24 protein-coding genes are annotated in these 25258 nt (G+C 73.6%); 12 read left to right on the forward strand and 12 right to left on the reverse strand.

The window, feature by feature from the left end:
* Nucleotides 1-141 precede the first annotated feature (141 nt).
* Nucleotides 142-852: a response regulator transcription factor gene (locus tag O2V63_RS19725; RefSeq protein WP_269169179.1), complete on the reverse strand. Its 711-nt coding sequence runs from the start codon at nucleotides 850-852 to the stop codon at nucleotides 142-144.
* Nucleotides 849-2564: a sensor histidine kinase gene (locus O2V63_RS19730; protein ID WP_442929049.1), complete on the reverse strand. Its 1716-nt coding sequence runs from the start codon at nucleotides 2562-2564 to the stop codon at nucleotides 849-851. Before O2V63_RS19730 ends, O2V63_RS19725 begins: the two co-directional genes overlap by 4 nt.
* A 210-nt stretch (nucleotides 2565-2774) precedes the next feature.
* Here O2V63_RS19730 and O2V63_RS19735 point away from each other — a divergent pair, with 210 nt between their 5' ends.
* Nucleotides 2775-4007 (forward strand): MFS transporter, encoded by a 1233-nt coding sequence (locus O2V63_RS19735; RefSeq protein ID WP_269169181.1) that lies wholly within the window; start codon nucleotides 2775-2777, stop codon nucleotides 4005-4007.
* Nucleotides 4008-4021: 14 nt separating this feature from the next.
* Here O2V63_RS19735 and O2V63_RS19740 read toward each other — a convergent pair whose 3' ends face one another.
* Both O2V63_RS19740 and O2V63_RS19745 read right to left on the reverse strand, forming a co-directional pair.
* Entirely contained in the window at nucleotides 4022-4474 is a 453-nt protein-coding gene (locus O2V63_RS19740) for a universal stress protein (protein ID WP_269169182.1), read from the reverse strand.
* Nucleotides 4475-4507: 33 nt separating this feature from the next.
* Nucleotides 4508-5821, reverse strand: coding sequence for a Rieske (2Fe-2S) protein (locus O2V63_RS19745; RefSeq protein ID WP_269169183.1), 1314 nt, complete (start codon nucleotides 5819-5821; stop codon nucleotides 4508-4510).
* Between the two features lie 168 nt (nucleotides 5822-5989).
* Here O2V63_RS19745 and O2V63_RS19750 point away from each other — a divergent pair, with 168 nt between their 5' ends.
* Together O2V63_RS19750 and O2V63_RS19755 are read left to right on the forward strand one after the other, a co-directional pair.
* Nucleotides 5990-6364 carry a DUF485 domain-containing protein gene (locus O2V63_RS19750; protein ID WP_269169184.1) on the forward strand — a complete coding sequence of 125 codons (375 nt, stop codon included), beginning with the start codon at nucleotides 5990-5992 and terminating at the stop codon, nucleotides 6362-6364.
* Complete coding sequence (locus O2V63_RS19755; protein ID WP_269169185.1) at nucleotides 6357-7970, forward strand: solute symporter family protein; 1614 nt, start codon at nucleotides 6357-6359, stop codon at nucleotides 7968-7970. The genes O2V63_RS19750 and O2V63_RS19755 overlap by 8 nt, the downstream gene beginning before the upstream one ends.
* A gap of 77 nt (nucleotides 7971-8047) precedes the next feature.
* Here O2V63_RS19755 and O2V63_RS19760 read toward each other — a convergent pair whose 3' ends face one another.
* From O2V63_RS19760 to O2V63_RS19770, 3 genes are all read right to left on the reverse strand, one after another.
* Nucleotides 8048-8374 carry a hypothetical protein gene (locus O2V63_RS19760; RefSeq protein ID WP_269169186.1) on the reverse strand — a complete coding sequence of 109 codons (327 nt, stop codon included), beginning with the start codon at nucleotides 8372-8374 and terminating at the stop codon, nucleotides 8048-8050.
* Between the two features lie 133 nt (nucleotides 8375-8507).
* Nucleotides 8508-9371, reverse strand: a complete 864-nt coding sequence (locus O2V63_RS19765) for a manganese catalase family protein (protein ID WP_166754109.1) — start codon at nucleotides 9369-9371, stop codon at nucleotides 8508-8510.
* A 291-nt stretch (nucleotides 9372-9662) separates the two neighbouring features.
* Complete coding sequence (locus O2V63_RS19770; protein ID WP_269169187.1) at nucleotides 9663-10328, reverse strand: MBL fold metallo-hydrolase; 666 nt, start codon at nucleotides 10326-10328, stop codon at nucleotides 9663-9665.
* 173 nt (nucleotides 10329-10501) lie between these two features.
* Between O2V63_RS19770 and soxR the strand changes: the two genes are divergently transcribed.
* The gene (soxR, locus tag O2V63_RS19775; RefSeq protein WP_269169188.1) at nucleotides 10502-10960 is read left to right on the forward strand and encodes a redox-sensitive transcriptional activator SoxR; all 459 of its coding nucleotides are present in this window, start codon (nucleotides 10502-10504) and stop codon (nucleotides 10958-10960) included.
* Nucleotides 10961-11027: 67 nt separating this feature from the next.
* Here the strand turns inward: soxR and O2V63_RS19780 are convergent, their stop codons facing one another.
* Nucleotides 11028-11741, reverse strand: coding sequence for a sensor histidine kinase (locus O2V63_RS19780; RefSeq protein ID WP_269169189.1), 714 nt, complete (start codon nucleotides 11739-11741; stop codon nucleotides 11028-11030).
* A gap of 106 nt (nucleotides 11742-11847) precedes the next feature.
* Between O2V63_RS19780 and O2V63_RS19785 the strand changes: the two genes are divergently transcribed.
* The 3 genes from O2V63_RS19785 (at nucleotide 11848) to O2V63_RS19795 (ending at nucleotide 14960) form a co-directional block, all read left to right on the forward strand.
* Nucleotides 11848-12504 carry a response regulator gene (locus tag O2V63_RS19785; protein ID WP_269169190.1) on the forward strand — a complete coding sequence of 219 codons (657 nt, stop codon included), beginning with the start codon at nucleotides 11848-11850 and terminating at the stop codon, nucleotides 12502-12504.
* Nucleotides 12505-12612: 108 nt separating this feature from the next.
* The gene (locus O2V63_RS19790) at nucleotides 12613-13719 is read left to right on the forward strand and encodes a saccharopine dehydrogenase family protein (protein WP_269169191.1); all 1107 of its coding nucleotides are present in this window, start codon (nucleotides 12613-12615) and stop codon (nucleotides 13717-13719) included.
* Nucleotides 13716-14960 carry a glutamate mutase L gene (locus tag O2V63_RS19795; RefSeq protein WP_269169192.1) on the forward strand — a complete coding sequence of 415 codons (1245 nt, stop codon included), beginning with the start codon at nucleotides 13716-13718 and terminating at the stop codon, nucleotides 14958-14960. Before O2V63_RS19790 ends, O2V63_RS19795 begins: the two co-directional genes overlap by 4 nt.
* Nucleotides 14961-14972: 12 nt before the next feature.
* On the opposite strand, the gene O2V63_RS19800 is transcribed toward O2V63_RS19795, so the two are convergent.
* Genes O2V63_RS19800 through O2V63_RS19810 form a run of 3 tightly spaced genes read right to left on the reverse strand, consistent with a single transcriptional unit; the run spans nucleotide 14973 to nucleotide 17633 of the window.
* Nucleotides 14973-15614 (reverse strand): pentapeptide repeat-containing protein, encoded by a 642-nt coding sequence (locus O2V63_RS19800; protein ID WP_269169193.1) that lies wholly within the window; start codon nucleotides 15612-15614, stop codon nucleotides 14973-14975.
* A gap of 43 nt (nucleotides 15615-15657) precedes the next feature.
* Nucleotides 15658-17121 carry a PH domain-containing protein gene (locus O2V63_RS19805; protein ID WP_269169194.1) on the reverse strand — a complete coding sequence of 488 codons (1464 nt, stop codon included), beginning with the start codon at nucleotides 17119-17121 and terminating at the stop codon, nucleotides 15658-15660.
* Nucleotides 17118-17633: a PH domain-containing protein gene (locus O2V63_RS19810; protein WP_269169195.1), complete on the reverse strand. Its 516-nt coding sequence runs from the start codon at nucleotides 17631-17633 to the stop codon at nucleotides 17118-17120. Before O2V63_RS19810 ends, O2V63_RS19805 begins: the two co-directional genes overlap by 4 nt.
* A gap of 84 nt (nucleotides 17634-17717) precedes the next feature.
* On the opposite strand from O2V63_RS19810, the gene O2V63_RS19815 reads away from it, so the two are divergent.
* The gene (locus O2V63_RS19815) at nucleotides 17718-18050 is read left to right on the forward strand and encodes a rhodanese-like domain-containing protein (protein ID WP_166756047.1); all 333 of its coding nucleotides are present in this window, start codon (nucleotides 17718-17720) and stop codon (nucleotides 18048-18050) included.
* Between the two features lie 25 nt (nucleotides 18051-18075).
* Here O2V63_RS19815 and O2V63_RS19820 read toward each other — a convergent pair whose 3' ends face one another.
* Nucleotides 18076-19692, reverse strand: coding sequence for a long-chain fatty acid--CoA ligase (locus O2V63_RS19820; protein WP_269169196.1), 1617 nt, complete (start codon nucleotides 19690-19692; stop codon nucleotides 18076-18078).
* Between the two features lie 264 nt (nucleotides 19693-19956).
* On the opposite strand from O2V63_RS19820, the gene chvE reads away from it, so the two are divergent.
* The 4 genes from chvE (at nucleotide 19957) to O2V63_RS19840 (ending at nucleotide 25193) form a co-directional block, all read left to right on the forward strand.
* Complete coding sequence (chvE, locus tag O2V63_RS19825; protein ID WP_269169197.1) at nucleotides 19957-21108, forward strand: multiple monosaccharide ABC transporter substrate-binding protein; 1152 nt, start codon at nucleotides 19957-19959, stop codon at nucleotides 21106-21108.
* Between the two features lie 168 nt (nucleotides 21109-21276).
* Nucleotides 21277-22815 carry a multiple monosaccharide ABC transporter ATP-binding protein gene (gene mmsA, locus O2V63_RS19830; RefSeq protein ID WP_269169198.1) on the forward strand — a complete coding sequence of 513 codons (1539 nt, stop codon included), beginning with the start codon at nucleotides 21277-21279 and terminating at the stop codon, nucleotides 22813-22815.
* Nucleotides 22812-24065 (forward strand): multiple monosaccharide ABC transporter permease, encoded by a 1254-nt coding sequence (gene mmsB / locus O2V63_RS19835; RefSeq protein WP_269169199.1) that lies wholly within the window; start codon nucleotides 22812-22814, stop codon nucleotides 24063-24065. Before mmsA ends, mmsB begins: the two co-directional genes overlap by 4 nt.
* 120 nt (nucleotides 24066-24185) lie before the next feature.
* Nucleotides 24186-25193 (forward strand): LacI family DNA-binding transcriptional regulator, encoded by a 1008-nt coding sequence (locus tag O2V63_RS19840; RefSeq protein WP_269169200.1) that lies wholly within the window; start codon nucleotides 24186-24188, stop codon nucleotides 25191-25193.
* Nucleotides 25194-25258: the final 65 nt, after the last annotated feature.

The raw sequence follows: 25258 nt of genomic DNA on the forward strand, positions 1-25258 counted from the left end.
CCCGCCCCTGGGTGGCGCCAAGTGCTGTGTCGTCGACGCCTCGCCGGGCCGGCAGGCGTCGACAGCTCCGCACTCGGCGGACCGGCCCCCTCCAGGGGCCCGCCGCGAGCCTGCGAGGGGTGGGGAGGAGGGGGTCCTTCGTCAGGCGGGGGCGTTCCGCAGCAGGTCGGCGGGGGCCACCAGGCCGGTGCGGTAGGCCAGGACGACGGCCTGCACCCGGTCCCGGGAGCCGGTCTTGAACAGCACCCGGCCGACGTGGGTCTTCACCGTCGCCTCGCTGACGAACAGCTGCGCGGCGATCTCGGTGTTGGACGCGCCGTACGCCATCTGCACCAGCACCTCCCGCTCCCGTGGGGTGAGCTCGGCCAGCGCATCCGGGTCGACCTGGCCGGTCCCGCCCCCGTTGCCGGCCCCGCGCAGGATCGGCGCGACGTGCTGCAGCAGCCGGCGGGTGGAGCTGGCCGCGATCACCGAGTCGCCGGCGTGCACGGTGCGCACCGCGGCGAGCATCTCCTCCGGCGGGGCGTCCTTGAGCAGGAAGCCGCTGGCCCCGGCGCCGATCGCCGCGACCACGTACTCGTCGAGGTCGAAGGTGGTGAGCACGACGACCCGGGGCGGCTCGGGGAGCGCCGTCACCAGCTCGGTCGCGGCGATGCCGTCGGTGCCGGGCATCCGGACGTCCATCAGGACCACGTCGGCCGGCGTCCGGCGCAGCAGCTCGACCGCCGCGGCGCCGTCCCCGGCCTCCCCGACCACGGTGAGGTCGGGCTGGGAGTCGATCACCATCCGGAACCCGGCCCGGACCAGCTGCTGGTCATCGACGAGGACGACGCGGATCTGGCTGATGTTCATCGAGGTGGACCGTAGGGCAGGGACGCGTGCACGCCGAACCCGCCGCCGGTCCGCGGGCCGGCGGTCAGCCGCCCGCCGTGCAGCGCCGCCCGCTCGCGCATGCCCAGCAGGCCCTGTCCCTGGCCGTCGGACTCCACGATCGCCGCCGATGCGCCCCGGCCGTCGTCCAGCACGGCCAGCTCCAGCGCATCGGGCCGCCAGTGCAGCCGCACCCACGCCCGGCCGGCCGGGCCGGCGTGCTTGAGCACGTTGGTCAGCGACTCCTGCACGATCCGGTAGGCGGCCAGCTGCGCGCCGGCCGGCAGCGGCCGCGGGTCGCCCTCGACGATCAGGTCGACGGCCAGGCCGCTGGCCCGGACGTCGGCCACCAGCTGGTCGATCGCGGCGACGTCGGGCTGCGGGGCGTACTCCTGCCCGTCACCCTCCCGCAGCACCCCGAGCAGTTTGCGCATGTCGGTCAGCGCCTGCCGGCCGGTGGCCGAGATCGCGTCCAGGGCCCCGGTCGCGGCCGCCGGGTCGGTCTGCCCGGCGTACCGGCCACCGTCGGCCTGGGCGATGACCACCGACAGCGAGTGGGCGACGACGTCGTGCATCTCCCGGGCGATCCGGGCCCGCTCGGTCGACGCCGCCAGCCGCATCTCCTGCTCCCGTTCCAGCTCCAGCAGCCGGGCGCGCTCCTCCAGGCCGGCCACCTGCTGCAGCCGGGCGCGGCGCAGGTCGCCCAGCGCCCAGCACGCCACCACGAGCACGCCGATGACGCCGGCGGCGAAGACGAAGCCGAACCACGTGCCCGCGCCGAAGTAGACGGCCGAGGCGAGCACGGCACCGACCAGCCCGACGACCAGGCCGGCCCGACTGGCCCAGCGGGGGGCGTACGCGGCCAGCGCGTAGACCATCACCGGCGCGGCGATGTTGGCGGGGAGGAAGTAGCCCGGCATGAGCACCAGCTCGAGCAGGCTGGCGACGGTGACGACTGCGGCGGCACGGACCGGTCGGCGGCGGCGCCAGGCCAGCGGGACCAGCAGCGCCAGCGACAGCGGGATCGCGGCGAGGCCGGACCCGGGGTAGGCGATGTCCGTGGAGGCGCTGACCAGGACGAGCACCGCGACGCCGGCGAGGACGGCGTCGACGCCGAACGGGTGCTCCCGCAGCCACCCGGCCGCGCGCTCCAGCAGCGGCTGATCCGCAGCGGCGGGGACCCGGTCCGGTTGCGCGTCCTGCACGCGGGTGCGGACCAGCAGCCCCAGCGCCCAGGCCGCCACCACCAGCACCGCGAGCAAGATCATCAAGGGGATGCCGTCGCTGAGCGGCGCGCCCTGGCCGACCGTGACCGCTGCGAGCCCCGCGCCGGTCAACCCGGCGGCCAGCCCCGCCCGGCCGGCCCAAGGGGGACCGTGGGCCGCCAGCGCGTAGACCATCATCGGGGCGGCGACGTCAGCGAGCAGGAGTTCGCCAGGGAGCACGAGGAGCTGGACCAGGCAGACCAGCACCACCGCGGCGGCTGCGGGGACCGGGCGGCGGCGCCGCCAGGCCAGCGGGGCGCACAGCGCCAGGCCGAGCAGGACGGCCACCTCCGGGCTCGACTCGCTGTAGCCGGACAGCCCGGGCACCGGGACCGTGACCAGCGCGACCAGGCCGGCGAGGGCGACGTCCACGCCGAAGGGGTGCCGTCGGAGACGTGTCGCCGCACGTTCGAGCAGCGACCGGACCATGCTGCCGACCCTAGGCAGGGTCGCGCCGTCCGTCGTCGTCCCGCGGGGTGAACCGCGTGTCCGCCTGCGGGATGAGCTGCCGTCCGCGGGCGCCCCGGCGCCGAGTGACAGCTCAGCGGGCGACCGGCGGGGTGGGTTCCCCACTGCGCTGTCACTCGGCGGACCGCCGTGCGGGCTCGGCTGTCGGACCGCACTGGCAGGGTGCCGGTCGTGTCCTCGCCCCTCGGTCCGGCGTTCTGGCGGCTCTACTCGGCCAGCGCCGCGTCCAACCTCGCCGACGGGGTGAACCGGGTCGCCTTGCCGCTGCTGGCCGCGACGCTCACGCGCGACCCGGTCGCGGTCGCGGCCCTCACGTCGCTGGCGTTCCTGCCCTGGCTGCTGTTCGCCCTGCCGGCCGGTGCCTTCGTCGACCGGACCGACCGCAAGCGGGCGATGGCCGCCGCCAACGTCGTCCGGGCAGGTGCGCTGGCGGCCACGGTGCTCACCGGGACGACGTCGCTCGTCGTCCTCTACACCGTGGCGTTCGCGGTGGGGGTCGCCGAGACCGTGTACGACAGCGCGGCCCGGGCGATGCTCCCGCAGGTGGTCCGCCGTGACCAGCTCGACCGCGGGAACGGGCTGCTCACCACCGCCGAGGAGGCCAGTCAGGGGTTCATCGGCGCGCCGCTGGGCTCGGTGCTGTTCGTCCTCGCGGCCGCCGCGCCGCTGCTCACCACCGCCGGGGGTTTCCTGCTCGCCGCCGTCCTGGTGGTCGGCATCGCCGGCACGCACCGGCCGGTCCGCGGCGGGGGCCCGCCCACGACGATCCGCCGGGACGTCGCCGAGGGCGTGGGCTGGCTGTGGCGGCACCGCTTCCTCCGCGGCCTCACCCTCGTCTCGGCGAGCACCGCGCTCACCTCGTCGATGACCACCGGCGTCTTCGTGCTGTACGCGCTGGACACGCTGGAGATCGGCGCGGCCGGGTACGGGCTGCTGCTCACCGCCGCCGGGGTGGGCGCAGTGGCCGGCGGGCTGACCGCCGCACCGCTGGCCGGCCGGATCGGCCGCACCGCCACGCTGGTCGCCGGGTCGGTGCTGGCCGCGCTGACCCTGGGCGCCATGGCGTTCACCGAGAACGGCGTCGTGGCCGGGGTGCTGTTCGGGGCCGGGACGGTGGGGGTGCTGTTCTGGAACGTGCTCACCATGTCGCTGCGCCAGGCGCTCATCCCCGAGGCGCTGTTCGGCCGGGTCCAGGGCGGCTACCGGACGCTGGTCTGGGGCGGGATCCCGCTGGGCGCGCTGGCCGGCGGGCTGCTGGCCGACGCGACGAGCGTGCCCACCGTGTTCGCGATGTCCGGCGCCGCCCAGCTGGTGCTCGCCGGGGCACTCTGGTGGCTGCTCGCCGCCCACCGGGACCTGGTGGCCAACGCCTTCGCCGCGGACGAGGAGCCGGCTGCGCCCTGAGTGAGCCGGGACGGTCAGGGGACGACGGTCACCGGCCAGCGGCCGACCCGCACCAGCCGGACCGCCACCGACCCGATCACCCGGTGGCCGGCCTGCTCGGACGCGCCCACCAGCACCGCGTCCGCCGGCAGCTCGTCGGCGATCCGGGACAGCTCGGTCACCGGATCGCCCTGTGCGGTGCGCAGCTCCGCTGCGATGCCCAGGTGCTCGACCGCGGACTGCAGCTCACGGCGCAGCTCCTCGCCCACCTCGGCAGCGGCGTCCCGGGCGATCGCCTGGGCCTCGGGCACCCAGCCGACCATCGACGGCGGCTCCTCGACGTAGACCGCGACCAGCCGGGAGCGCTGGCGGCGGGCCAGCCCGGCCGCGTAGGCCGCGGCGCGCAGCGACGTCGGGGAGCCGTCCACCCCGACGAGGATCACCCGCGGGCCGTCGGTGCCCCGCTCGAACTGCCCCGCTGCGGTCATCGGCCCATCCTGCGCGACCGGAGCGCTGCGGGATCAGGCGGTGGCGCGCCGCTGCAGCTCCTCCGCCTGCCCGGCGGCCGCACCGTCGGCGGCGAAGTCGGCCAGCGTCCGGCGGAGCGCCACCCCCAGCCGGTCGGCCCGCAGGTGCAGCTCGTCCCGGGGCAGCAGCGGCAGCCCGGTGCCGCCCCAGCGCGCCAGCAACGCGAGGTCCTCGTCGAGCGCGGCGGTCGCGGACGCCACCGCGGTCGCCAGAGCACGGGGGGAGACCGCGCCGCTGGTCCGCTGCACCAGCACGCAGGTGTGCACCCGGGTCGAGTCGGCGTCCTCGGGCTGCAGCAGCCGGAGGACCGTGGTCACCACGCCCGTCCGCAGGTCCTCCTCCCGCCGCACCAGCTGGAACGGGGCCCGGTGGACGGCGGTGACCCGTCGACCGCCCAGCTGCTCCTCCTGTACGCCGGAGAAGCCGTTGCGCTCGTACGTCAGCTCCGGGACGGCCACCTCGGACGTGGGGTGCCCGGCGCGACGGGAGGTGTCGAGGAAGGCGTCGGCCAGCGCACCGGCCGAGGCGGGACTGCGGGTCGGGGGCAGCCAGCCGGACACGGCCAGCGGGTCGGCGGTCTCCGGGACGGCGAGCAGTTCGGCCCACGGCTCGGCCGGTGCGATCCAGACGACCCCGAGGCGTTCCGCGACGCCCCACGCAGGCGGGTCGGCGTCCAGCTCGCCGCCGGCCCGGCGGTGCACCGTCCAGGTGCGCCCCAGCAACCGGGTCTGCAGGTAGCCGCTCGCACGGAGGTCGGTGGACGGGGCGACCGGGTGCCAGGCGTGCTCGAGGGCGGGGTGCAGGTTGTCCAGGACCGGTCCCGCCGGCGGTGGCAGATCGGGCACCGGTTCCGGCGACGGCGTCGTCCCGTCGGTGCGCGGTGGCCGCGCGGCCGGCGTGGGGTCGGGGGCCAGCCACACCCAGCCGTCCCGCTCCTCGACCGCCCAGGGTGCGGACAGGTCGGCCCGCGGAGGAGGGGTGCCGGCCGGCCCGAGCGACGGGATCTCCACGCAGCGGCCCTCCGCGTTGAACTCCCAGCCGTGGTACGAGCACCGCACCCGCCCGTCGACGACGGTGGCGGTGGTCAACGGCACCAGCCGGTGCGGACAGCGCGCCGACAGGGCGGTCACCTCGGCCCCCGGCCGGGTGCGGAGGACGACGTAGGCCTGCCCGGCCGCGCCCACTTGCCGTGGCGTCGTCCCCACCTCACTGGAGCGGGCGACGGGGTACCAGCCGGTGGAGGCCATGGCCCGCCCGCCCGTCAGGGGGGTGGTGGTCCGGGAGTTCGCGGTCCTGGAGGAGGCCATGCGCCCATGGCACCAGCCGACCGTTTCCCCGGCGTTGCCCCTGCGTGGACTCCAGGCGTCCGCCGAGACCGCTTCGATAACTATCGGGACACCCCGGCTGCCATTGTGAGCGTTGACACCCTAGGGTGACCGCGATCACCCGACAGGCGACACACAGTGAGGTGCCATGTGACACCCCCGAACGAACGCAAGCTGCTGACCCCGGAGGAGTACCGCCAAGCGCAGGACTCCCCGGAGTTCACCGAGCTGCGTCGCCGGTTCCGCAGCTTCGCCGTCCCGATGACGGTCGCCTTCCTGGTCTGGTACGCGCTGTTCGTCCTGCTCTCCACGTACGCGGCGGACTTCATGTCCACCGAGGTCTTCGGCAACGTCAACCTCGGCATCCTGCTCGGGCTGGGGCAGTTCGTGAGCACCTTCCTGATCACCCAGCTCTACGTGCGGCACGCGAGCAAGAACACCGACCCCATCTCCGACGAGATGCGCACCCGCCTCGAGGCCCACGAGTTCGCCTCCCCCCGGAACGAGGAGACCCCCCGTGGCTGACGTGTTCGCCGCCGAGAGCGCGACCATCGGCGAGCCGGCGATCAACATCTCGATCTTCGGCGCCTTCGTGGTGGTGACGCTGATCATCACCTTCCGGGCCAGCCGGAACAACAAGAGCGCGGCCGACTACTACGCCGCCGGCCGCAACATCACCGGCACCCAGAACGGCCTGGCCATCGCCGGCGACTACCTGTCGGCTGCCTCGTTCCTCGGCATCGCCGGCGCGATCGCCATCTACGGCTACGACGGCTTCCTGTACTCCATCGGCTTCCTCGTGGCCTGGCTGGTCGCGCTGCTGCTGGTCGCGGAGTTGATGCGCAACACGGCCCGGTTCACGATGGCCGACGTCCTGGCCTTCCGGATGCGGCAGGGGCCGGTGCGCACCGCGGCGGCCATCTCGACGCTGTTCGTCTCGCTGTTCTACCTGCTCGCGCAGATGGCCGGTGCCGGTGGCCTGGTCGCCCTGCTGCTGGGGGTCAGCGGCGCCGCGGCCGAGGCGATCGTCGTGGTCGTCGTCGGCGCGCTGATGATCTTCTACGTGCTGGTCGGCGGCATGCGCGGCACCACCTACGTGCAGATGATCAAGGCGACGCTGCTGATCGCCGGTGCACTGGTCATGACGGTCTGGGTGCTCGCCGAGTACGGCTTCAGCCTCTCCGCGCTGCTCGGTGGGGCGGTCGCGTCGGAGGGCGGGCAGGTCCTGGAGCCCGGCGCCCAGTACGGGGTGTCGAACGCCACCCGGCTGGACTTCATCAGCCTCGCGCTGGCCCTGGTGCTCGGCACCGCCGGCCTGCCGCACGTGCTGATGCGCTTCTACACCGTGCCCACCGCCAAGGACGCCCGGAAGTCGGTCGTCTGGGCCATCTGGCTGATCGGCGGCTTCTACCTGTTCAGCCTGGTCATCGGCTACGGCGCCGGTGCCCTGGTGGGCTCCGAGACGATCCTGGCCGCACCCGGTGGGGTCAACGCGGCGGCCCCGCTGCTGGCGTTCGAGCTCGGTGGCACCGTGCTGCTGGGCATCATCGCCGGCGTCGCCTTCGCCACGATCCTCGCGGTCGTGGCCGGGCTGACCATCACCGCGTCGGCGTCCTTCGCCCACGACGTCTACGCCTCGGTGCTGAAGAAGGGGCAGGTGGACCCGAACGCGGAGGTCCGGGTCGCCCGGATCACCGCCGTCGTCATCGGCGCGGTCTCCATCGGCCTGGGCATCCTGGCGCTCCAGGCCGGGATCAACATCGCCTTCCTGGTGGCCCTGGCCTTCGCGGTGGCGGCCTCGGCCAACCTGCCGACGATCCTCTACACGCTCTTCTGGAAGAACTTCACCACCCAGGGCGCGCTGTGGTCGATCTACGGCGGGCTGATCGTCTGCATCGGTCTGATCATCTTCTCGCCGGTGGTCTCGGGGTCGGAGACGGCGATGTTCTCCAACTTCGACATCGCGTGGTTCCCGCTGCGGAACCCGGGCCTGGTCTCCATCCCGCTGTCGTTCTTCCTCGGCTGGCTGGGCACCAAGGTGTCCAAGGAGAAGCCCGACATCGACAAGTACGCCGAGCTCGAGGTCCGGTCGCTGACCGGCATCGGTGCCGAGAAGGCAGTCGCTCACTGAGGGCCTGAGCTGAGCAGGTCCTGAAAGCGCGAGGCGCGTCCCCGGTGGGGGCGCGCCTCGCGTCGTCTCCGGGTGCCTCAGGCGGCAGCCGGCGCGGTGGCCGGTTCGTCCGGGGCCGTGCCGGGCCGGATGGCGGGCTCCGGCAGGACGGCGTCGACGGCGACGGTCGCGACGCTGACCGCGCCGGCGGCGGAGCGGCGCCGGCGGACGACGGAGCGGCTGACCAGCCCGGCCAGCACCACGAGACCGGCGAGCACGTGCTGCCCGGGGGCGGTGAGGGCGACGGCGATCGCCGCGGCGTAGACCACCGACAGCAGCACCGTGGCGACGGGGAGCCGGCCGGGCAGGTGCAGGACCGGCAGGTGGGGGAGAGCGAGGTGGGGGGTGGGGACGGGCAGGTGCACGACGTACCTCCAGCGAGTGCTCGGGCGCCCGCCGGGCCGGCGTCCCAGGTCCGCTGGGGAGCGGAGCCGGGGCGCCGGCACGGCGACGGCGCATCGGGCGGGCCTCCCGTGGCAGATCACAGGAGGCGGCGCCTCACTTGAGGGCGTCCTTGGCCTTCTGGAGGATCCCCTGCATCGGCACCGGCGGGGTGCCGTAGAGGCGCGGGTCGCCCGGGGGCAGGATCGGGGCGTCGGCGTTCGCCGCGATCGGCCGGGCGGTCAGCTGGTTGTCGGTGCCGTCCAGCGCCGGCCCGTTGGCCCAGCGGCCGTTGGCGGCATCCGGCCCGTCGGAGGCGTCGAGGAACGCGTAGGCGAACTCCGGCGGCTCCTCGTCCAGCGGGAAGGCGGCCGGCACCGGGATGTTGTCCAGCCCGTCGGCCTTCAGCTCCTCCGCCGCGGCCAGCCACTGCATCTGGTGGTAGTGGTCCCGCGCGATCAGGAAGCGGAGGGTGTCCTTGACGCCCTTGTCGTCGGTCATGTTGTAGAGCCGGCTCACCTGCAGCCGGCCCATCATCTCGGCCGTGGCGTTGTAGTGGAAGTCCGCCATCAGGTTCCCGCTGGCGGTCACGTACCCGCCGCTCCACGGCAGGCCCATGCTGTCCCGGAAGTAGGCGCCGCCGCCGTTGACGATGGCGTGCTGCGGGTTGCTCTGGCCGTACGCGGCTGCGCTCTCCTTCGAGTGGTCGGCGGAGTCCGGCTTGAGCGGCTGGTGGTCCAGCAGCCGGTCGATCAGCGTCACCAGGATCTCGACGTGCGCGAGCTCCTCGGTGCCGATGGCCAGCAGCATGTCCTTGTACTTGCCGGGCAGGCGGCAGTTCCAGCCCTGCAGCAGGTACTGGGTGGCGACGGTCATCTCGCCCCACTGACCACCGAGCACCTCCTGGAGCCGGCGGGCGTAGTTGGCGTCGGGGCCGTCGGGCTTGGCCTCGTACTGCAGGGCGTGGGTGTGCGTGAACACGGGCGTTCTCCCTCTGCGTCGGTCGCTGTCGCCGCCCTCGCGGTGACAACAGACAGATGCCCCCTCCCGGTGTCACCCCCGTGCCGTCCGCTGGCCCCCGGGGGCCTACCTGTCCGCCGGCCCGGCGCCGGGAGCTCCGCCCCTGCTCTCCGTGCACGACCGGGTGGCGGGCCCGGCAGCCGGGCCCGGTCGACGCGCGAGTCGGGAGGGGCCGACCGCAGGGCATGCGGTGTCGACGGGGAGCGGACGAGAACCGTGGGACGGGTGGCAGCGCGCGGATGGCTGCCGAGGTCAGCGGTCACCGCCGGCCTCGACCCGATCGATGATCGCGTCGATGCGATCGTGTCGCTGTGCCGGGTTCGGCACGAGTCCGTAGGGCGGGTCTCCCTCGGTGGTGCCCCAGGGGACGAGCACGTCGAAGTCCAACTCGCGGACGAGCGCGAGGCTGTCCAGGTAGTCGCGGCGGAGTCCGGAGCTCAGCACGACGGCCTTCCACTCGCCGTCCTCGATCCAGATGAAGTCGCCGGTGAAGAGGAAGCGGTGGGTGCCGTTGTCCCAGAGGTAGGAGGTCGTCCCCGCGGTGTGGCCGGGGGTGGGGACCACCTCGAGGTCGTCGTCGATCATCCCCGGCCCATCGAAGGTGCCCGCCACGTCGAGCGACGCCGCGAGCTCCGAGCGGTCGTCCCGGTGGACCCAGATGGGCACGTCGAGGTCGGGTTGCCCGTACATCGACTCGTGGCCGTGGTTGACCAGCAGGCGGGCCGGTGCGCCGAGCGCGAGGATCGCCGCCGCCGACTCGCTCACCCCTGGGGAGTTGTAGACGACCAGGTTGCCCTGCGGGCGCTCGAGCACGTACGAGCGCAGCAGCACGTCGTGCTGGTAGGGGAGCCGTGACGTCGGGGTGGCGAGCAGCCCTTCGATCGGCGTGTCCAGGGGGTGGTCTCCTGCAGTCGTCATGGTCGTCCTCCGATGAGTGGTCCGGGCCGGCGTGCGTCGTCGTCGCCACCCCGGGGGGTCGAGCTCCAGCGGTGCTGTCGTCGTCCCCTCGAGGTCGGTCGGCCGCGCCGTGACTCACCACGAAAGCTAGAAGCTCAAGTAACCTTGAGGTCAAGGGGGCCAGGGAGGTCGGGATGGCGCAGGGGCACTCGCTGGGTGATCGGCTGACGATCGGGGAGCTCGGTCGGCGCAGCGGCGTGGCGGTGTCGGCGTTGCGGTACTACGAGACGCTGGGGCTGATCGCCGCGGAACGTACGAGCGGGAACCAGCGGCGCTATCCGCGGCACATGCTCCGCCGCGTGTCGCTGGTCACCGTCGCGAAGCGGCTGGGCGTGCCGCTCGCGGACGTGCAGGAGGCGCTTGCGACGGTGCCGTTGGACCGGACTCCGTCGCAGGCTGACTGGCAGCGGGCGGCGCAGGTGTGGAAGGCGACTCTGGAGGAACGCCGCCGCGCCATCGAACGGCTGGAGCGAGAGCTGACCGGTTGCATCGGCTGCGGGTGCCTGTCGATGCGCTCGTGCGCCCTGATGAACCCGGACGACGCGCTGGGCGCCGTCGGTCCGGGAGCGCGACGCCTCGCCCCCGAGACCTGAGGAGGGCGGTGTCCAGCGGCCCTGCTCTTCCCGACGTCAGGACCGCCTGACGTCGGGATCGGGCGGGTCAGCGGTCCGGGAGTCGCACCCACAGCGTGAAGGCGCCGTCGGGGCCCTCGGACCAGGCCAGCCGGCCGCCGAGCTCCCGGGTCTGCCGCTGCACCGACCACAGGCCCAGGCCGCTGAGGTCCACCGGCGGGGTCGTCCGGTTCAGATGACCCAGGACCCGATCGGCCGGCACGCCCGGCTGGGTCACGGCGAGGTCGACCCACCCGTCCCGTCGCTCCACCCGCAGCCGGACGGGCCGGCCCCCGCCGTGCCGATGGGCGTTCTCCAGCAGGTTGGTCAGGATCCGCTGGACGCGGGCGTCGGCGACGGCCACGTCGGCCGCGTCGTCGCCGAGCTCGACCCGCAGCTGGTGGTCGGGCAGACCGGAGGCGGCGATGGAGGCGCGGACGACGTCGATGAGCCCGCGGGTGCCCGCCCGCTCCGCAGCCCCACCGGTGGCGTTCGCGGTGCGCAGCATGGAGGCCAGGTGCTGCGCCTGGGCGCGGGCGAGGTCGAGCAGTTCCGGTCGGCTGTCGTCGTCCTCGAGCCGGGCCAGCACCGACTCCAGCGCGGCCAGCGGGCTGCGCATGTCGTGACAGAGCGCCCGCACCAGCGCGTCGCCGGTGCTCACCGGGTCAGTCGCGGGACGGGGGAGGTGACTGCGCACCACGCGCAGCAGGTCGGTGAACAGTCCGGGCAGCGTCGCAGGGTGTGTGTCGGCAGCGAGGGTCACGGGCACCTCCGGGAGAGCGGTCGGTCAGCCACGCCGAGCGCAGCCGATCTGTGGGAGTGACGTGGAGGGACTGGACGTCGGTGCCGCTGCTGAGCACCGTCCCCCCGTGGACGTCGTGGTGGTCGATGACCACCCGTTGTTCAGTCGGGGTCTGGAACTGCTGTTGCCGCCGGAGAGCGGCGGGCGGGTACGCGTCGTCGGGACGACGGACGACGCCTCGGCCGGTGCGGCGCTGGTGCTCCGGCACAACGCCGACGTGGCCGTGGTCGACCTGCACATGCCGCCCCCCGGGGGCACCCGGGCCATCGCGGCGATCCGTCGGGCGCGGCCGATGACGCGGATCGTGGCCCTCTCCGGGCTGGCCGAGGCCGATGCGGCCCTGGAGGCGCTGCGGGCCGGGGCGAGCGGCTTCCTGCCCAAGACCGCCAGCCCCGAGGCGCTGGTGCGTCCGCTGCTCGCCGTCCTCGACGGCTGGTCGGTGATCCCCGAGTCGCTGCTGCGCCAGCTGCTGGACGACGCGGCGCCCACCGCGGACCAGGGCATCGCCGCTCAGCTGAGCGCCGACGACCGCCGGCTCTGGCGACTGGTGGCCGCCGGCACCAGCACGGTGGACATCGCCACGACGCTGCACGTCTCCGAGCGCACGGTGAAGCGGCTGGTGGCCAACCTGCTGCGCCAGCTGAAGGTCTCGACCCGGGTGGAGGCGGCCGCGCTCGCCGGCCGGGTCGGGCTCGAGGCGACCGGGACCAGCCTGGGGCGCTGAGTGGTGCAGCGGAGCGGCCATCATGCCCCGGCTACCCGGCGCGGCGCGGCGCACCCGCGGACCAAGCAGTTCCGGTTTGCTCCGGCGCGTCGTGGCTAGGGTCCGACCATGCCTGCACGGATCGTCCTGCTCGGTGCCACCGGCCACACCGGCGGTCGGACGGCGGCCGCCCTGACCTCCCGCGGCGCCCGGCCGGTGCTCGCCGGGCGCGATCCGGCCCGGCTCGTCCCGCTCGCCGACCGGCTCGGTGGGCCGGCCGGGCCGCTGGAGACCGCGGCCGCCGACGTGACCGACCCGGGCTCGGTGCGGGCCCTGCTCGGCGCCGGTGACGTCCTGGTCACCACGGTCGGGCCCTTCCAGCGGCTGGGGGAGGCCGCCGTCGCCGCGGCCACCGACGCCGGTGCGGTCTACCTGGACTCGACGGGCGAGCCCCCGTTCCTGCGTCGGGTGTTCGAGGAGTTCGGGCCGCAGGCGCAGCAGTCGGGCGCACGGCTGCTGACCGCCTTCGGCCACGACTACGTACCCGGCGTCCTGGCCGGCGCGCTGGCGCTGGCCGAGGCGGGCGACCGGGCACACCGGCTCGACGTCGGCTACAGCCTGGACGGCGTCCGGGGACAGGGCTTCTCCCGCGGCACGCTGGTCTCCCTGGTCGGGGTGCTGCTGGAGCAGGGGCACGCCTGGCGCGACGGTCGCCTGGTCGAGGAGCCGGCCGGCGCGCGGGACTGGTGGTTCGACGTCGCCGGCCGCACCCGCCGCGGGCTCTCGGTGGGCGGCTCGGAGCACCTGACGCTGCCCGGGCTCTCGCCGTCCCTGCGTGAGGTCGGCGTCTACCTGGACTGGTTCGGCCCGGCCACGCCGGTCGCGCGCCGGCTCGCCCCGCTCGCCCCGTGGCTCGGCCGGCTCCCCGGGGCCACGGCACGGGTGGAGCAGCTCGCCGACCTGGTCGGACGCCGGTTCGCCGAGGCGCCGACGACCCAGGGAGAGACCCGCACGCACGTCGTCGCCGAGGTGCGCGACCGGTCCGGTGCGCGGGTCGCCCGCGTGCGGCTGCTCGGCCCGGACCCCTACGAGCTGACCGCGGACCTGCTGGCCTGGGGGGCGGTCCGGGCCGCGGAGGGCGGGGTCGCCGGCGCCGGCGCCCTGGGTCCGGTGCAGGCCTTCGGGCTCGACGAGCTCACCGCGGGGGCGGCCACCGCCGGACTGCGGCCGGCGTGACCCTGCTCGCCTGCGTCGACGTCGGCTCGACCTGGACGAAGGCGGCGCTGGTCGAGCTGGACACCGGGCGACTGGTCGAGACGCGGCAGGCGCCGACGACCCCGGCGGACGTGGTGGCCGGGGTGCTGGCCGCGACGGAGGGCTGGGGCGCGCCGGTGCGCGCGTGCTCCAGCGCCGGTGGCGGACTCCGGCTGGCGGTCGTCGGCTACGAGGAGCTGATCAGCGCCGAGGCCGGGCACCGGGCGGCCCTGTCGGCGGGCGCCCGGGTGGTGCACGTGGCCGCGGGTCGGCTGGACGCCGCCGCGCTCCGGCAGCTGGCCGCCGCCGCCCCGGACGTCGTCCTGCTGGTGGGCGGGACGGACGGCGGGGACGCCACCGTGCTGCGGCACAACGCCGCCGCGCTCGCCGGTACGAACTGGTCCGTCCCGGTCGTGGTGGCCGGGAACGTCGACGTCCGGGCGGAGGTCTGCGCCGTCCTCACCACGGCCGGCACCCCGGTCACCGCCGCCGGCAACGTGCTCCCCGACATCGGGCAGCTGGCCCCGGAGTCCGCGCGCGCCGCGATCCGGGACGTCTTCCTGACCCACGTCATCGGCGGCGCCCGGCTGTCGGCGGATCCGCGGCTGCGCCGGTGGGTGCGAGCGGTGACGCCGGACGCGGTGCTGGACGGCGTGGCGGTGCTGGCCGAGCTGCGGGCCGGCGCCGACGCCCCGGGCGTGCTGGTGCTGGACGTCGGCGGCGCCACGACCGACGTCTACTGCGTGCCCGCCGTCGACGCCGAGCAGGCGTCGCTGCACCGGGCGGCGGTCGGGGTGCCGGCCCGCCGGCGCACCGTGGAGGGCGACCTCGGGGTGCACGCCAGCGCCGACGCGCTGCGGGAGGCGGCCGCGGGCGAGGGGCTCCGCACCCCCGGGGGCGACCCGCTGGACCTCGGCGAGGCCGCGGCGGTGGTGGCGCTGCGCCGGCACCTGCGGGCCGAGGCCGCCTACGGTCCGGGCGGGGCGAGCGCGCGTGGGGCGGGGCTGGTGGTGCTCTCCGGCGGGGTCTTCCGGCACGCGGCGCCGGCGGTGACGGCCGCGGTGGTGCAGCGGGTGGCGGCCGACCGGGGCGGGGCGGGGAGTGTGCTGGCCGGCGCACGGGTGGTCGTCGACGACCGGTACGTGCTGGCCGCGGCCGGGCTGCTCGCCGGGGACGCACCGGCCGCCGCGGCCGGGCTGCTCACCGGCCTGCTGGCGGACTGACCCGGAGCCGCCTCAGCCGACCCTGATGCCGAGCTCGGCCGCCATCCCGGCGGCCCAGCCGGCCAGCTGGGCGGTGCTGATCGTGCAGCCGCGCAGGTCGGCCACGCCGTCGAGCCGGGTCACCTCCGCGCCGCGCAGGTCGACCGAGCGGCTGCGGGCACCGCTGAGCACCAGCGACTCCACGGTGCAGTCGACCAGCCGCAGGTCACGCAGGTCGGCGCCGCCGAGGTCCAGCTCGCCCACGGTGCACCCGGTGAGCGTGACGTCGACCAGGGTGGCGCCCCGCAGGTCGAGGAAGTCGACCTTCACCTCCTGCAGGGCCACCCGGGTGAGCCCGGCGCCGTGCGCGGTCACCGCGCCGAACCGCCCGCCGGCGACCACGACGTCCAGCAGCGTCGCGTCGACCAGCGACCAGCCGGCCGCGCGCAGGTCGGTGAGCAGGCAGCTGGACAGCCGGGCGCGGTCGAAGGGCACGCCGGCGAGGTCGCACCCGGTCAGCACGCACTCGAGGAAGGAGGCGTCGGTCGCGTCGCCGGTCAGCTCCAGGCCGGCGAACCTCAGGCCGTCGGCCGTGCCCGCGCCGGCCAGCTCCGGTCCAGGTGCGTCCGCCAGCGGCGGGAGCAGGGCCTCGAGGTCGGTCGCGTCGATCGGCACGGCACCATCCTGGCCGCGCCGCGCGGCAGGGTGCGGGGGAGGGTCAGTCGTACGGCGTGAGGGTGGCCGCCCACTCCCCGGAGGCGGCCCGGGTGAACTCGGCCACCTCGTCGGCGGCCATGTCCCGCGCGGTGTAGCCGCCGCTGCCGGCGCCGACGCAGGCCAGCACGGTCGCCAGCCCGGCCCGGCGCTGGACCAGCGACTGCCGCACCTCCCAGCCCACGACGGCGCGGTCCTGCAGCACGGTGTGGCTGCGCACCAGCCACCCCGAGCGCAGCGCGAACGACCGGGGGCCGGCGACGTGCCCCAGGGCGTTGTAGCGGGCCAGGCCGAGGGGCACGCCGAGCAGCACGAGGGCGGCCCCGGCGGCCAGCAGCGGCCACCAGCCCGTCAGCGCGAGCACCACCCCACCGGCGGCCGCCACCAGCAGCCCGGGCGTGGTGCCCCGCGCGATGCTGCGCCGACGGGCGGCCGGGGGGTGCCGCCGCAGCGGACCCGGGTGGTCGACGAGCTCGGTGGAGAGCGCACGGGCGAGCTCCACCGGCCCGAGCGGCAGCACCTGCCCCCGTCGCGTGGCGTCACCGAGGCCGGTGACCAGGGCGCTGACCCGGGCCGCGCCGACCAGCCGCATGCCCAGCCCCTCGCTGATCGTGCAGCCCCGGATCCGGTCGATGTCCAGCTCTGTGTGCCGGCGGGTGACCAGTCCACGGACGGCGACGAGCGCCCCACCGCGCCGGAGCAGCCGGAACCGCCAGTTCACCAGGGCGCTGCCGATGATCGAGCCGAGGATCAGCAGCAGCAGGGCGCTCACCACGAGCCGGACGACGATCCGGGTGTCCGAGACGTCCGGCGACCAGAACTCCGGCAGGAACTGCTCGGGCAGCTCCTCGGCGGCCCGGAGCAACGCGCCCCCGGCGGCCAGGGGAACCGCCAGGTAGCTGCCCACCAGCGGGGCGTAGACCAGCCACCGGTAGTCGAAGCGGAGCAGTTCCTCCTCCGGTTCGGCCGCGGCGTGCCGGCCTGCGAGCAGGTCCTGCGCGGAGGCGGCATGGGTGAGCAGCCGGTTGCGCAGCCGGTCGCCCTCGGCGCGGGTGACACCGTCGATCAGCAGCTCCTCCTCGCTGGTCACCGAGCCGGCCGCCGCGTCGATCCGCACCCGGACGAGCCCCAGCAGCCGGTGCAGCGCCGGTGCCTCGACCTCGACCCCGCGGATCCGGTCGTTGGGCACCGTGCGCGCCGAGCGGGTCAGCAGCCCGCGGGTGACGACGACCGCGGCGTCCCCGTCGGTGTAGCTGAACCGCCACCAGCTGATCGCCGCGCCCAGCAGCGACAGCAGCGTGATCCCGGCGACCAGGGCGATCACCGTGCCCAGCCCGTCGCCCAGGCCTCGGGTGACCCCGAGGGCGAGCACCGCCGGCACCAGGGCCCGCGCCTGGCGGAAGGTCACGGTGTGCAGCACCAGCACCCACGGCGACGTCCGCCGTCCGAGCGACTCCAGGCCGGTCACGTGGCCTCGTCGCGCACCAGCTCCGCCCGCCGCGCCAGGTCGTCGGCGACCCGCCGGGCGACGTCCACCTCCAGGTGCGGCACCCGGACCGTGCCCTGGGAGGACGCCGTCAGCACCGCGACGGTGGCCAGGCCGAACAGCTGCTGGAAGACCCCGCGGTTGACGTCGACGGTCTGGATCCGGGAGATGGGCACCAGGGTCCAGGTGCGGGTCAGCCAGCCGGTGAGTGTGTAGACCGCCTCGGCGGTGACCTCCCAGCGGTGCACCCGGTAGCGCAGCCGCGGGCGCACCCCGATCGTCACGATGCCGTAGACCACCACGAACGCGGGGCCTCCCCAGCGCAGCAGCGGCACCCACCAGCCTGCGTCCGTGGGCACGAGGACGATCGCGGTCGCCACGATCACCGCGTAGACGATCGTGCCGAGGACCGCCTGCGTCACCCACAGGCCGATCGCGGAGCGGGACAGCGACCAGGCGGGTTCCCGGACGGGCGCGGGCGGGGGAGCGGACATCGGGACCATCCTCGCAGTGCCCGACCGGCCGAGCGGCCGCACCGCCGGTGGGGCGGCGCACCGCGTGCCACGATGGATCGCGTGATGATGCCCCAGCAGGTGCCGACCGTCCCCGCCGCCGAGGTGCCCGACGACGCCGTCGTGCTGGACGTGCGCGAGGACGACGAGTGGTCCGCCGGGCACGTCCAGGGTGCGACGCACATCCCGATGGGCGACGTCCCGGCCCGGCTCGGCGAGGTGCCCGAGGGCGACCCGCTGTACGTCACCTGCCGCAGCGGGGGGCGCTCGGCGCGGGTGACGGCGTGGCTCAACCAGAACGGCTACGACGCGGTCAACGTCGGCGGCGGGATGGGCGAGTGGGACGCGGCCGGCCGGCCCATGGTGAGCGAGACCGGCCGCCCGCCCTACGTCGTGTAGGGGCCAAAGTCGCGCTTTTGGCCCCTCAGTCGTTGACCGGGTAGTCGGCGAAGCGGGAGCGCAGGTCCTTCTTGGAGAACTTGCCGACGCTGGTCTTGGGCACCTCGTCGATGAACTCGACCGCCTCGGGCAGCCACCACTTGGCCACCAGCGGGGTGATGTGGTCGATGATCTCCTGGCCGGTCACGGTCTCGCCCTCCCTGAGGACGACGCAGGCGAGCGGCCGCTCGTCCCACTTCGGGTGCGGGATCGCGATGACCGCGGCCTCCTTCACCGCCGGGTGGCTCATGATCGCGTTCTCCAGGTCGACGGAGGAGATCCACTCGCCCCCGGACTTGATCAGGTCCTTCGTGCGGTCGGCGATCCGGATGTTGCCGTTCTCGTCCATCGCCGCGACGTCGCCGGTCTTCATCCAGCCGTCCGGGGTGGCCAGCTCCACCCCGGCGTCCGGCCGGTAGTAGTCCTGCGCGCACCACGGGCCGCGGACCTGGAGCTCGCCGGTGGCCTTGTCGTCCCAGGGCTGCTCCTCCAGGGTGTCCGCGTCGACGATCCGGGCCAGCACGCCGAACAGCGGCAGGCCGGCCCGGGCTCGCCGCTCGGCCTTGGCGCCCTCGTCGGCGTCTGCCCAGCGAGCCGACAGCGTGCCGCCGGAGGCGACCGGGTGCGTCTCGGTCATGCCCCACGCCTGGTACAGCGGGAGGCCGACCTGCTCGCGGTAGGCCTCCGACAGCGCCTTCGGCACGGCCGAGCCGCCGCAGCCGATCTTCCGCAGCCGGTGGGTTCGGCCGGCCAGGTGCGGCAGCGCGCCCTGGAAGATCGTCGGCACCCCTGCGGTGAAGGTGACGCCCTCGTCGATGATCAGGTCGGCCAGTGCCTGCGGCTGCATCATCGCGCCGGGGAAGACCATCGCCGCACCGGACGCGGGGGCGGCGTGCGCGATGCCCCAGGCGTTGGCGTGGAACATCGGCACGATCGGCATCGCGACGTCCTCGACGCCGATGCCGAAGCCGTTCGGGGAGACCACGGCCATCGTGTGCAGCACCGTCGACCGGTGGCTGTAGACGACGCCCTTCGGGTTGCCCGTCGTGCCGCTGGTGTAGCACATGGAGGCGGCCGCGTTCTCGTCCGTGGTGGTGAACTCGACCGGCTGGGCGTCGGCCAGCAGCGTCTCGTAGTCGAGCACCCGCGGGTCGTCGGGCACCTCGTTGTCGCCGCCGTCGTCCATCACCACCACGTGCCGGACGGTCGTCATCGTGTCGATCAGCGGCCACAGCAGGGGCAGCACGGTGCGGTCGACGAAGACGACCTCGTCCTCGGCGTGGTTGGCGATGTAGGTCAGCTGCTCGGGGAACAGGCGCACGTTGAGCGTGTGCAGCACCCGCCCGGTGCAGGGGGCAGCGAAGTACAGCTCGAGGTGGCGGGCCGAGTTCCAGGCGAACGTGCCGACCCGGCCCTCGGCGCTGACGCCCAGGGTGTCCAGCACCCCGCCCAGCCTCCGGGTGCGGTCGGCCCACTCGGCGTAGGTGGTGCGCACCTTGCCGCTGGGGTTGTTCGTGACGATCGGGACGTCGCCGTGGTGCTGCTCGGCGTGCCGGAAGATCGTGTCGACGGTCAGGGGGACGTCCTGCATCAGCCCACGCATGGCCGAATGGTGCCAGTGACCGAGCTCACGTTCTACCCGTGGACGCCACCCGCCGAGGACGCGCCGGTCCACCCCCGGACGGGGGGGCGGGCTGCCGCCTCGGTGCCGGCCGGCTGCGAGGTGAACGTCCCGTTACGCGACCGTGACGATCCAGTTCGGGTGACGGGCTTGACGGACGGGGGTTGTTAGCGCTCACACTGTCTCAGCCCGCAGCGGCGGGCCTGCGCCACTAGGGGGCAGATGTCTCGAAGGAGAGATGTGGCAGTGAACAAGAAGCTGGGCCTCACCGCCCTGGGCGCCACCCTGGCCATCGGCCTCACCGCATGTGGTGGCGAGGGCGCCGGCAGTTCCAACGACACCGAGAACGCAGCTCCTGAGGACCTCACGATCGGTGTCTCGATGCCGACCGAGACCTCCGAGCGCTGGATCGCCGACGGCGCCAACGTCGAGGACCAGCTCGAGTCGGCCGGGTACCAGGTCGAGCTCCTCTACGCCGGTGACGACATCCCGACCCAGTCCCAGCAGATCGACCAGATGATCGCCCAGGGCGTCGACGCACTGATCGTCGCGGCGATCGACGGCACCGCGCTCAGCGCGCAGCTGCAGAACGCGGCCGACCAGGACATCCCGGTGATCAGCTACGACCGGCTGATCCGGGAGACCGAGAACGTCAACTTCTACGTCAGCTTCGACAACTTCAAGGTCGGCGTCGCGCAGGGCACCGCCCTGCTGACCGGCCTGGGCATCACCGACGAAGAGGGCAACCCGACCGGGGCCACCGGGCCGTTCAACATCGAGCTGTTCGCCGGCTCGCTGGACGACAACAACGCCGGCTTCTTCTTCGACGGCGCCATGTCGGTCCTGCAGCCCTACATCGACAACGGCACGCTCGTCGTCAAGTCCGGCCAGACGAGCATCGAGCAGGCCGCCACGCTGCGCTGGTCGCAGGAGACCGCCCAGCGGCGGATGGAGGACCTCCTCACCTCCAGCTACAACGACGGCTCGGTCGTCAACGGCGTCCTGTCGCCCTACGACGGCATCTCCCGCGGCATCATCACCGCGCTGCAGAACGCCGGCTACGGCCCGACGCAGGACGCGCAGCCCAAGCCGATGCCGGTGATCACCGGTCAGGACGCCGAGATCGCCTCGGTCAAGCTGATCGCCGACAACGTCCAGGACTCCACGGTCTTCAAGGACACCCGGCTGCTGGCCGAGCAGGCCGTCGCCGCCGCGACCGCCTACCTCGAGGGCGAGGAGCCGGAGGCCAACGACACCGAGACCTACGACAACGGTGTCAAGGTCGTCCCGTCCTACCTGCTCCCGATCGAGACGGTCTACCAGGACGACATCCAGTCGGTCCTGATCGACTCCGGCTACTACACCGCCGAAGAGGTCGCCGCAGGCCAGACGGACTGACGTCCGTCCTCCAGACCCGGCCGGGTCCGGCAGCATGCTGTCGGACCCGGCCGGCTCCACCCCACCTCGGGCCGGACGCCGGCCGGGTGGGGGCCCCGCAGGCGCACACCCCGAGTGGTCGACACTCGGCCCACCCATCCCTTGTGAACGACGAGGACGACGGAGTCCATGGACGACAACATCCTGGAGATGCGCTCCATCACCAAGACCTTCCCCGGCGTCAAGGCGCTGGAGGACGTCTCGCTGACGGTGCGCCGCGGCGAGGTCCACGCGATCTGCGGTGAGAACGGCGCCGGCAAGTCCACGCTGATGAAGGTGCTGTCCGGCGTCTACCCGGCCGGCAGCTACGACGGCGAGATCGTCTTCGACGGTGACGTCTGCCGGTTCTCCGGCATCCGCGACAGCGAGCACGTGGGGATCGCGATCATCCACCAGGAGCTCGCGCTGGTGCCCTACCTCTCGATCGCCGAGAACATCTTCCTGGGCAACGAGCGCCGTGGCCGCGGTGGCCTGATCAACTGGAACAAGGTCAACGCCGAGGCCAGCGAGCTGCTGGAGTCCGTGGGTCTGCGCGAGAACGCGATCACCCCCGTCGGGCAGCTCGGGGTCGGCAAGCAGCAGCTGGTGGAGATCGCCAAGGCGCTGTCCAAGGACGTGAAGCTGCTCATCCTGGACGAGCCCACCGCGGCGCTGAACGACACCGACTCCGCGCACCTGCTCGGCCTGCTCCGCACGCTGCAGGAGCGCGGGATCACCTCGATCATCATCTCGCACAAGCTGAACGAGATCACCGCGATCGCCGACAACGTGACGATCATCCGGGACGGGAAGACCGTCGAGACGCTGAGCCTGCACGCCGGCGAGGTCACCCAGGACCGGATCATCCGCGGCATGGTCGGCCGCGATCTGGAGTCCTACTACCCCGAGCGCGAGTCGCACCCGGGGGAGGAGGTCCTCCGCATCGAGGACTGGGCGGTCAAGCACCCGACCCAGGACCGCCTGGTGGTCGACCACGCCAGCTTCAGCGTCCGCGCCGGCGAGGTCGTCGGCATCGCCGGGCTGATGGGCGCTGGGCGCACCGAACTCGCGATGAGCATCTTCGGCCGCTCCTACGGCCGGCACGTCTCCGGGCAGATCTTCATGCACGGCAAGGAGGTGCGGACCCGCACGGTCACCGAGGCGATCGACAACGGCATCGCCTACGCGACCGAGGACCGCAAGAAGTACGGCCTCAACCTGATCGAGGACATCCGGCGCAACGTCTCCGCCGCCGGGCTCGGGAAGCTGTCCCGCCGCGGCTGGGTGAACAGCAACGAGGAGACGAAGGTCGCCGAGTCCAGCCGGAAGAGCATGAACATCAAGGCGCCCAGCGTCTCCTCGATCGTGGGCAAGCTCTCCGGCGGCAACCAGCAGAAGGTCGTCCTGTCCAAGTGGCTCTACACGGACCCGGACGTGCTCATCCTCGACGAGCCCACCCGCGGCATCGACGTGGGCGCCAAGTACGAGATCTACACGATCATCAACGACCTCGTGGCGGCCGGGAAGGCCGTCGTCGTCATCTCGTCCGAGCTGCCCGAGCTGCTCGGCACCTGCGACCGCGTCTACACGCTGTCCGCCGGCCGGATCACCGGCGAGGTGCCGGTGCGTGAGGCCACCCAGGAGAGCCTGATGGCGCTCATGACCAAGGAGAGGGAGCTCGCAGCATGACCAGGACCGTTCCCCCGCAGGCGGGCCAGACCCCGCCGAACGCGGACTTCACGCCCACCCCGGCCGGGCAGAGCGGTTCCGGCGACCTGCGCGAGTTCCTCCGCAGCAACCTGCGGACCAGTGGCATCTACGTCGCCTTCGTCGCGATCGTCGCCCTCTTCGCGTTCCTGACCGACGGCACCCTGCTCAGCGCCGGCAACGTCACCAACCTCGTCCTGCAGTACTCCTACATCCTGGTGCTGGCCATCGGCATGGTCATCGTGATCATCGCCGGGCACATCGACCTCTCCGTGGGGTCGGTGGTCGCGCTCACCGGCGCGGTCTCCGCCGTCCTGGTCATCGACCGAGGACTGCCGTGGTGGGTCGGCATCCTGGCCGCCATCGCGGTGGGCCTGCTCGTCGGCGCCTGGCACGGCTTCTGGGTCGCCTACGTCGGCATCCCCGCCTTCATCGTCACCCTCGCCGGCATGCTGCTGTTCCGTGGCCTGACGCTCCAGGTGCTGGACAACGTCTCGCTGTCGCCGTTCCCGGCGGAGTACCGCGAGGTGGCCAGCGGGTTCCTCAACGGCCTGCTCGGCGGCTACGGGTACGACACCTTCACCCTGGTGATCGGTGCCATCGCGGTGGCCGGCTACGCGGTCAGCAACTGGCGCTCCCGGGCTGCCCGGGTCCGCTACGGGCAGCCGGTCGAGTCCCTCGCGCTGTTCGTCCTGAAGGTCGTCGCCGTCGGCGCGGTCGTGATGGCCTTCGCCTGGCAGCTGGCCAACGCCCGCGGCCTGCCCATCGTGCTGATCATCCTCGGCGTGCTGGCGATCGCCTACGGCCTGATCACCAAGAACACCGTGTTCGGGCGCCAGGTGTACGCCATCGGCGGCAACCTCTCGGCGGCGACGCTGTCCGGCGTCAAGGTCAAGGCCGTCAACTTCTGGATCTTCGTCAACATGGGCTTCCTGTCCGCGGTGGCCGGGGTCATCTACTCCTCCCGGTCCAACGGTGCCCAGCCCGCCGCCGGCGAGATGTTCGAGCTCGACGCCATCGCCGCCGCCTTCATCGGCGGTGCGGCGGTCACCGGTGGTGTCGGCACCGTGGTCGGGGCCATGGTCGGTGGCCTGATCATGGCGGTCATGAGCAACGGCATGTCGCTCCTGGGCGTCGACCAGTCGATCCAGTCGGTGGTCAAGGGTCTCGTGCTGCTGCTGGCCGTCGCCTTCGACGTCTACAACAAGCGGCGCGCCGGCGCCGCCCGCTGACGCAGGCCGCGGAGCCACCAAGTCGAGGGCGGCACCGGCGCCGTCCTCACCTCGAGGACGGCATCGGCGCCGTCCTCTGCTGAAGGGGGAACCGTGCTGCCCGATGGAGCGCCGCGCGCGTTGGCACTGTCCGATGTCGCCGTGCACGCCGGGGTCTCGCACCAGACGGTGTCCCGGGTCGTCAACGGGCACCCGAACGTGGCCCCGGCGACCAGGGAACGGGTGCAGCGGGCGATCACCGAGCTCGGCTACCGGCCGAACACGGCGGCCCGTGCCCTGGTCACCGGGTCCACCCGCTCGTTCGGCCTGGTGACCTCGCACATCAACCAGTACGGGCCGGCACAGACGCTGCTCGGGCTGGAGAAGGCCGCCCGGGCGGCCGGCTACTCCCTCGGGGTCGCCATCCTCGACGACGACAGCGAGGCGGCGATGCGCGAGGCGGTCGACCGTTTCGTGGCGCAGTCCGTCGATGCGGTGGTCGCGCTGTCCACCTACGGCCAGGCGGTCGAGGCGCTGCGGCGGTTCGAGGCGCCGGTGCCGCTGATCGCGGTGCAGGTGGGCAGGGACGAGTCCCGGCCCACCGTGTGGGTCGCCCAGGAGGTGGGGGCGGAGCTGGCCACCCGCCACCTGCTCGAGCTCGGGCACCGCACCGTGCACCACGTCACGGGGCCGCCGGACTCGCTGGAGGCCCGTGGGCGGATGGTCGGCTGGCGCCGCGCACTGGAGGACGCCGGCGCACCGGTCCCCGAGCCGTTGCACGGTGACTGGTGGCCCTGCTCCGGGCACGAGGCCGGTCGCGAGCTGGCCGCGCGCGTGCGCGCCGGGCAGGACGACGTCACCGCCGTCTTCGTCGCCAACGACCAGATGGCACTCGGCCTGCTCAGCGCCCTGGCCGACGAGGGGGTCTCGGTACCGGGCGACGTCAGCGTCGTCGGCTTCGACGACGTGCCCGAGTGCGCGTACTTCACCCCGCCGCTCACCACGGTGCGGCAGGACTTCGCCGAGCTGGGCCGCCGCGGGGTCGAGCTCGTGCTCGCCCGGCTGCGGGGGGAGCCGCTGGAGTCCCAGCCGGTCCTGCCCCAGCTGGTCGTGCGGCGGTCCACCGGACCGGCGCGCACGGCGGTTTGACGGAGCTGTTGTTAACGCTAACAATCCATCCGGTGCCGCGTCCCGCGGCGAACCGGTTCGCTGGG

The organism is Modestobacter sp. VKM Ac-2977, assembly GCF_026968045.1.
Lineage (GTDB): Bacteria > Actinomycetota > Actinomycetes > Mycobacteriales > Geodermatophilaceae > Modestobacter.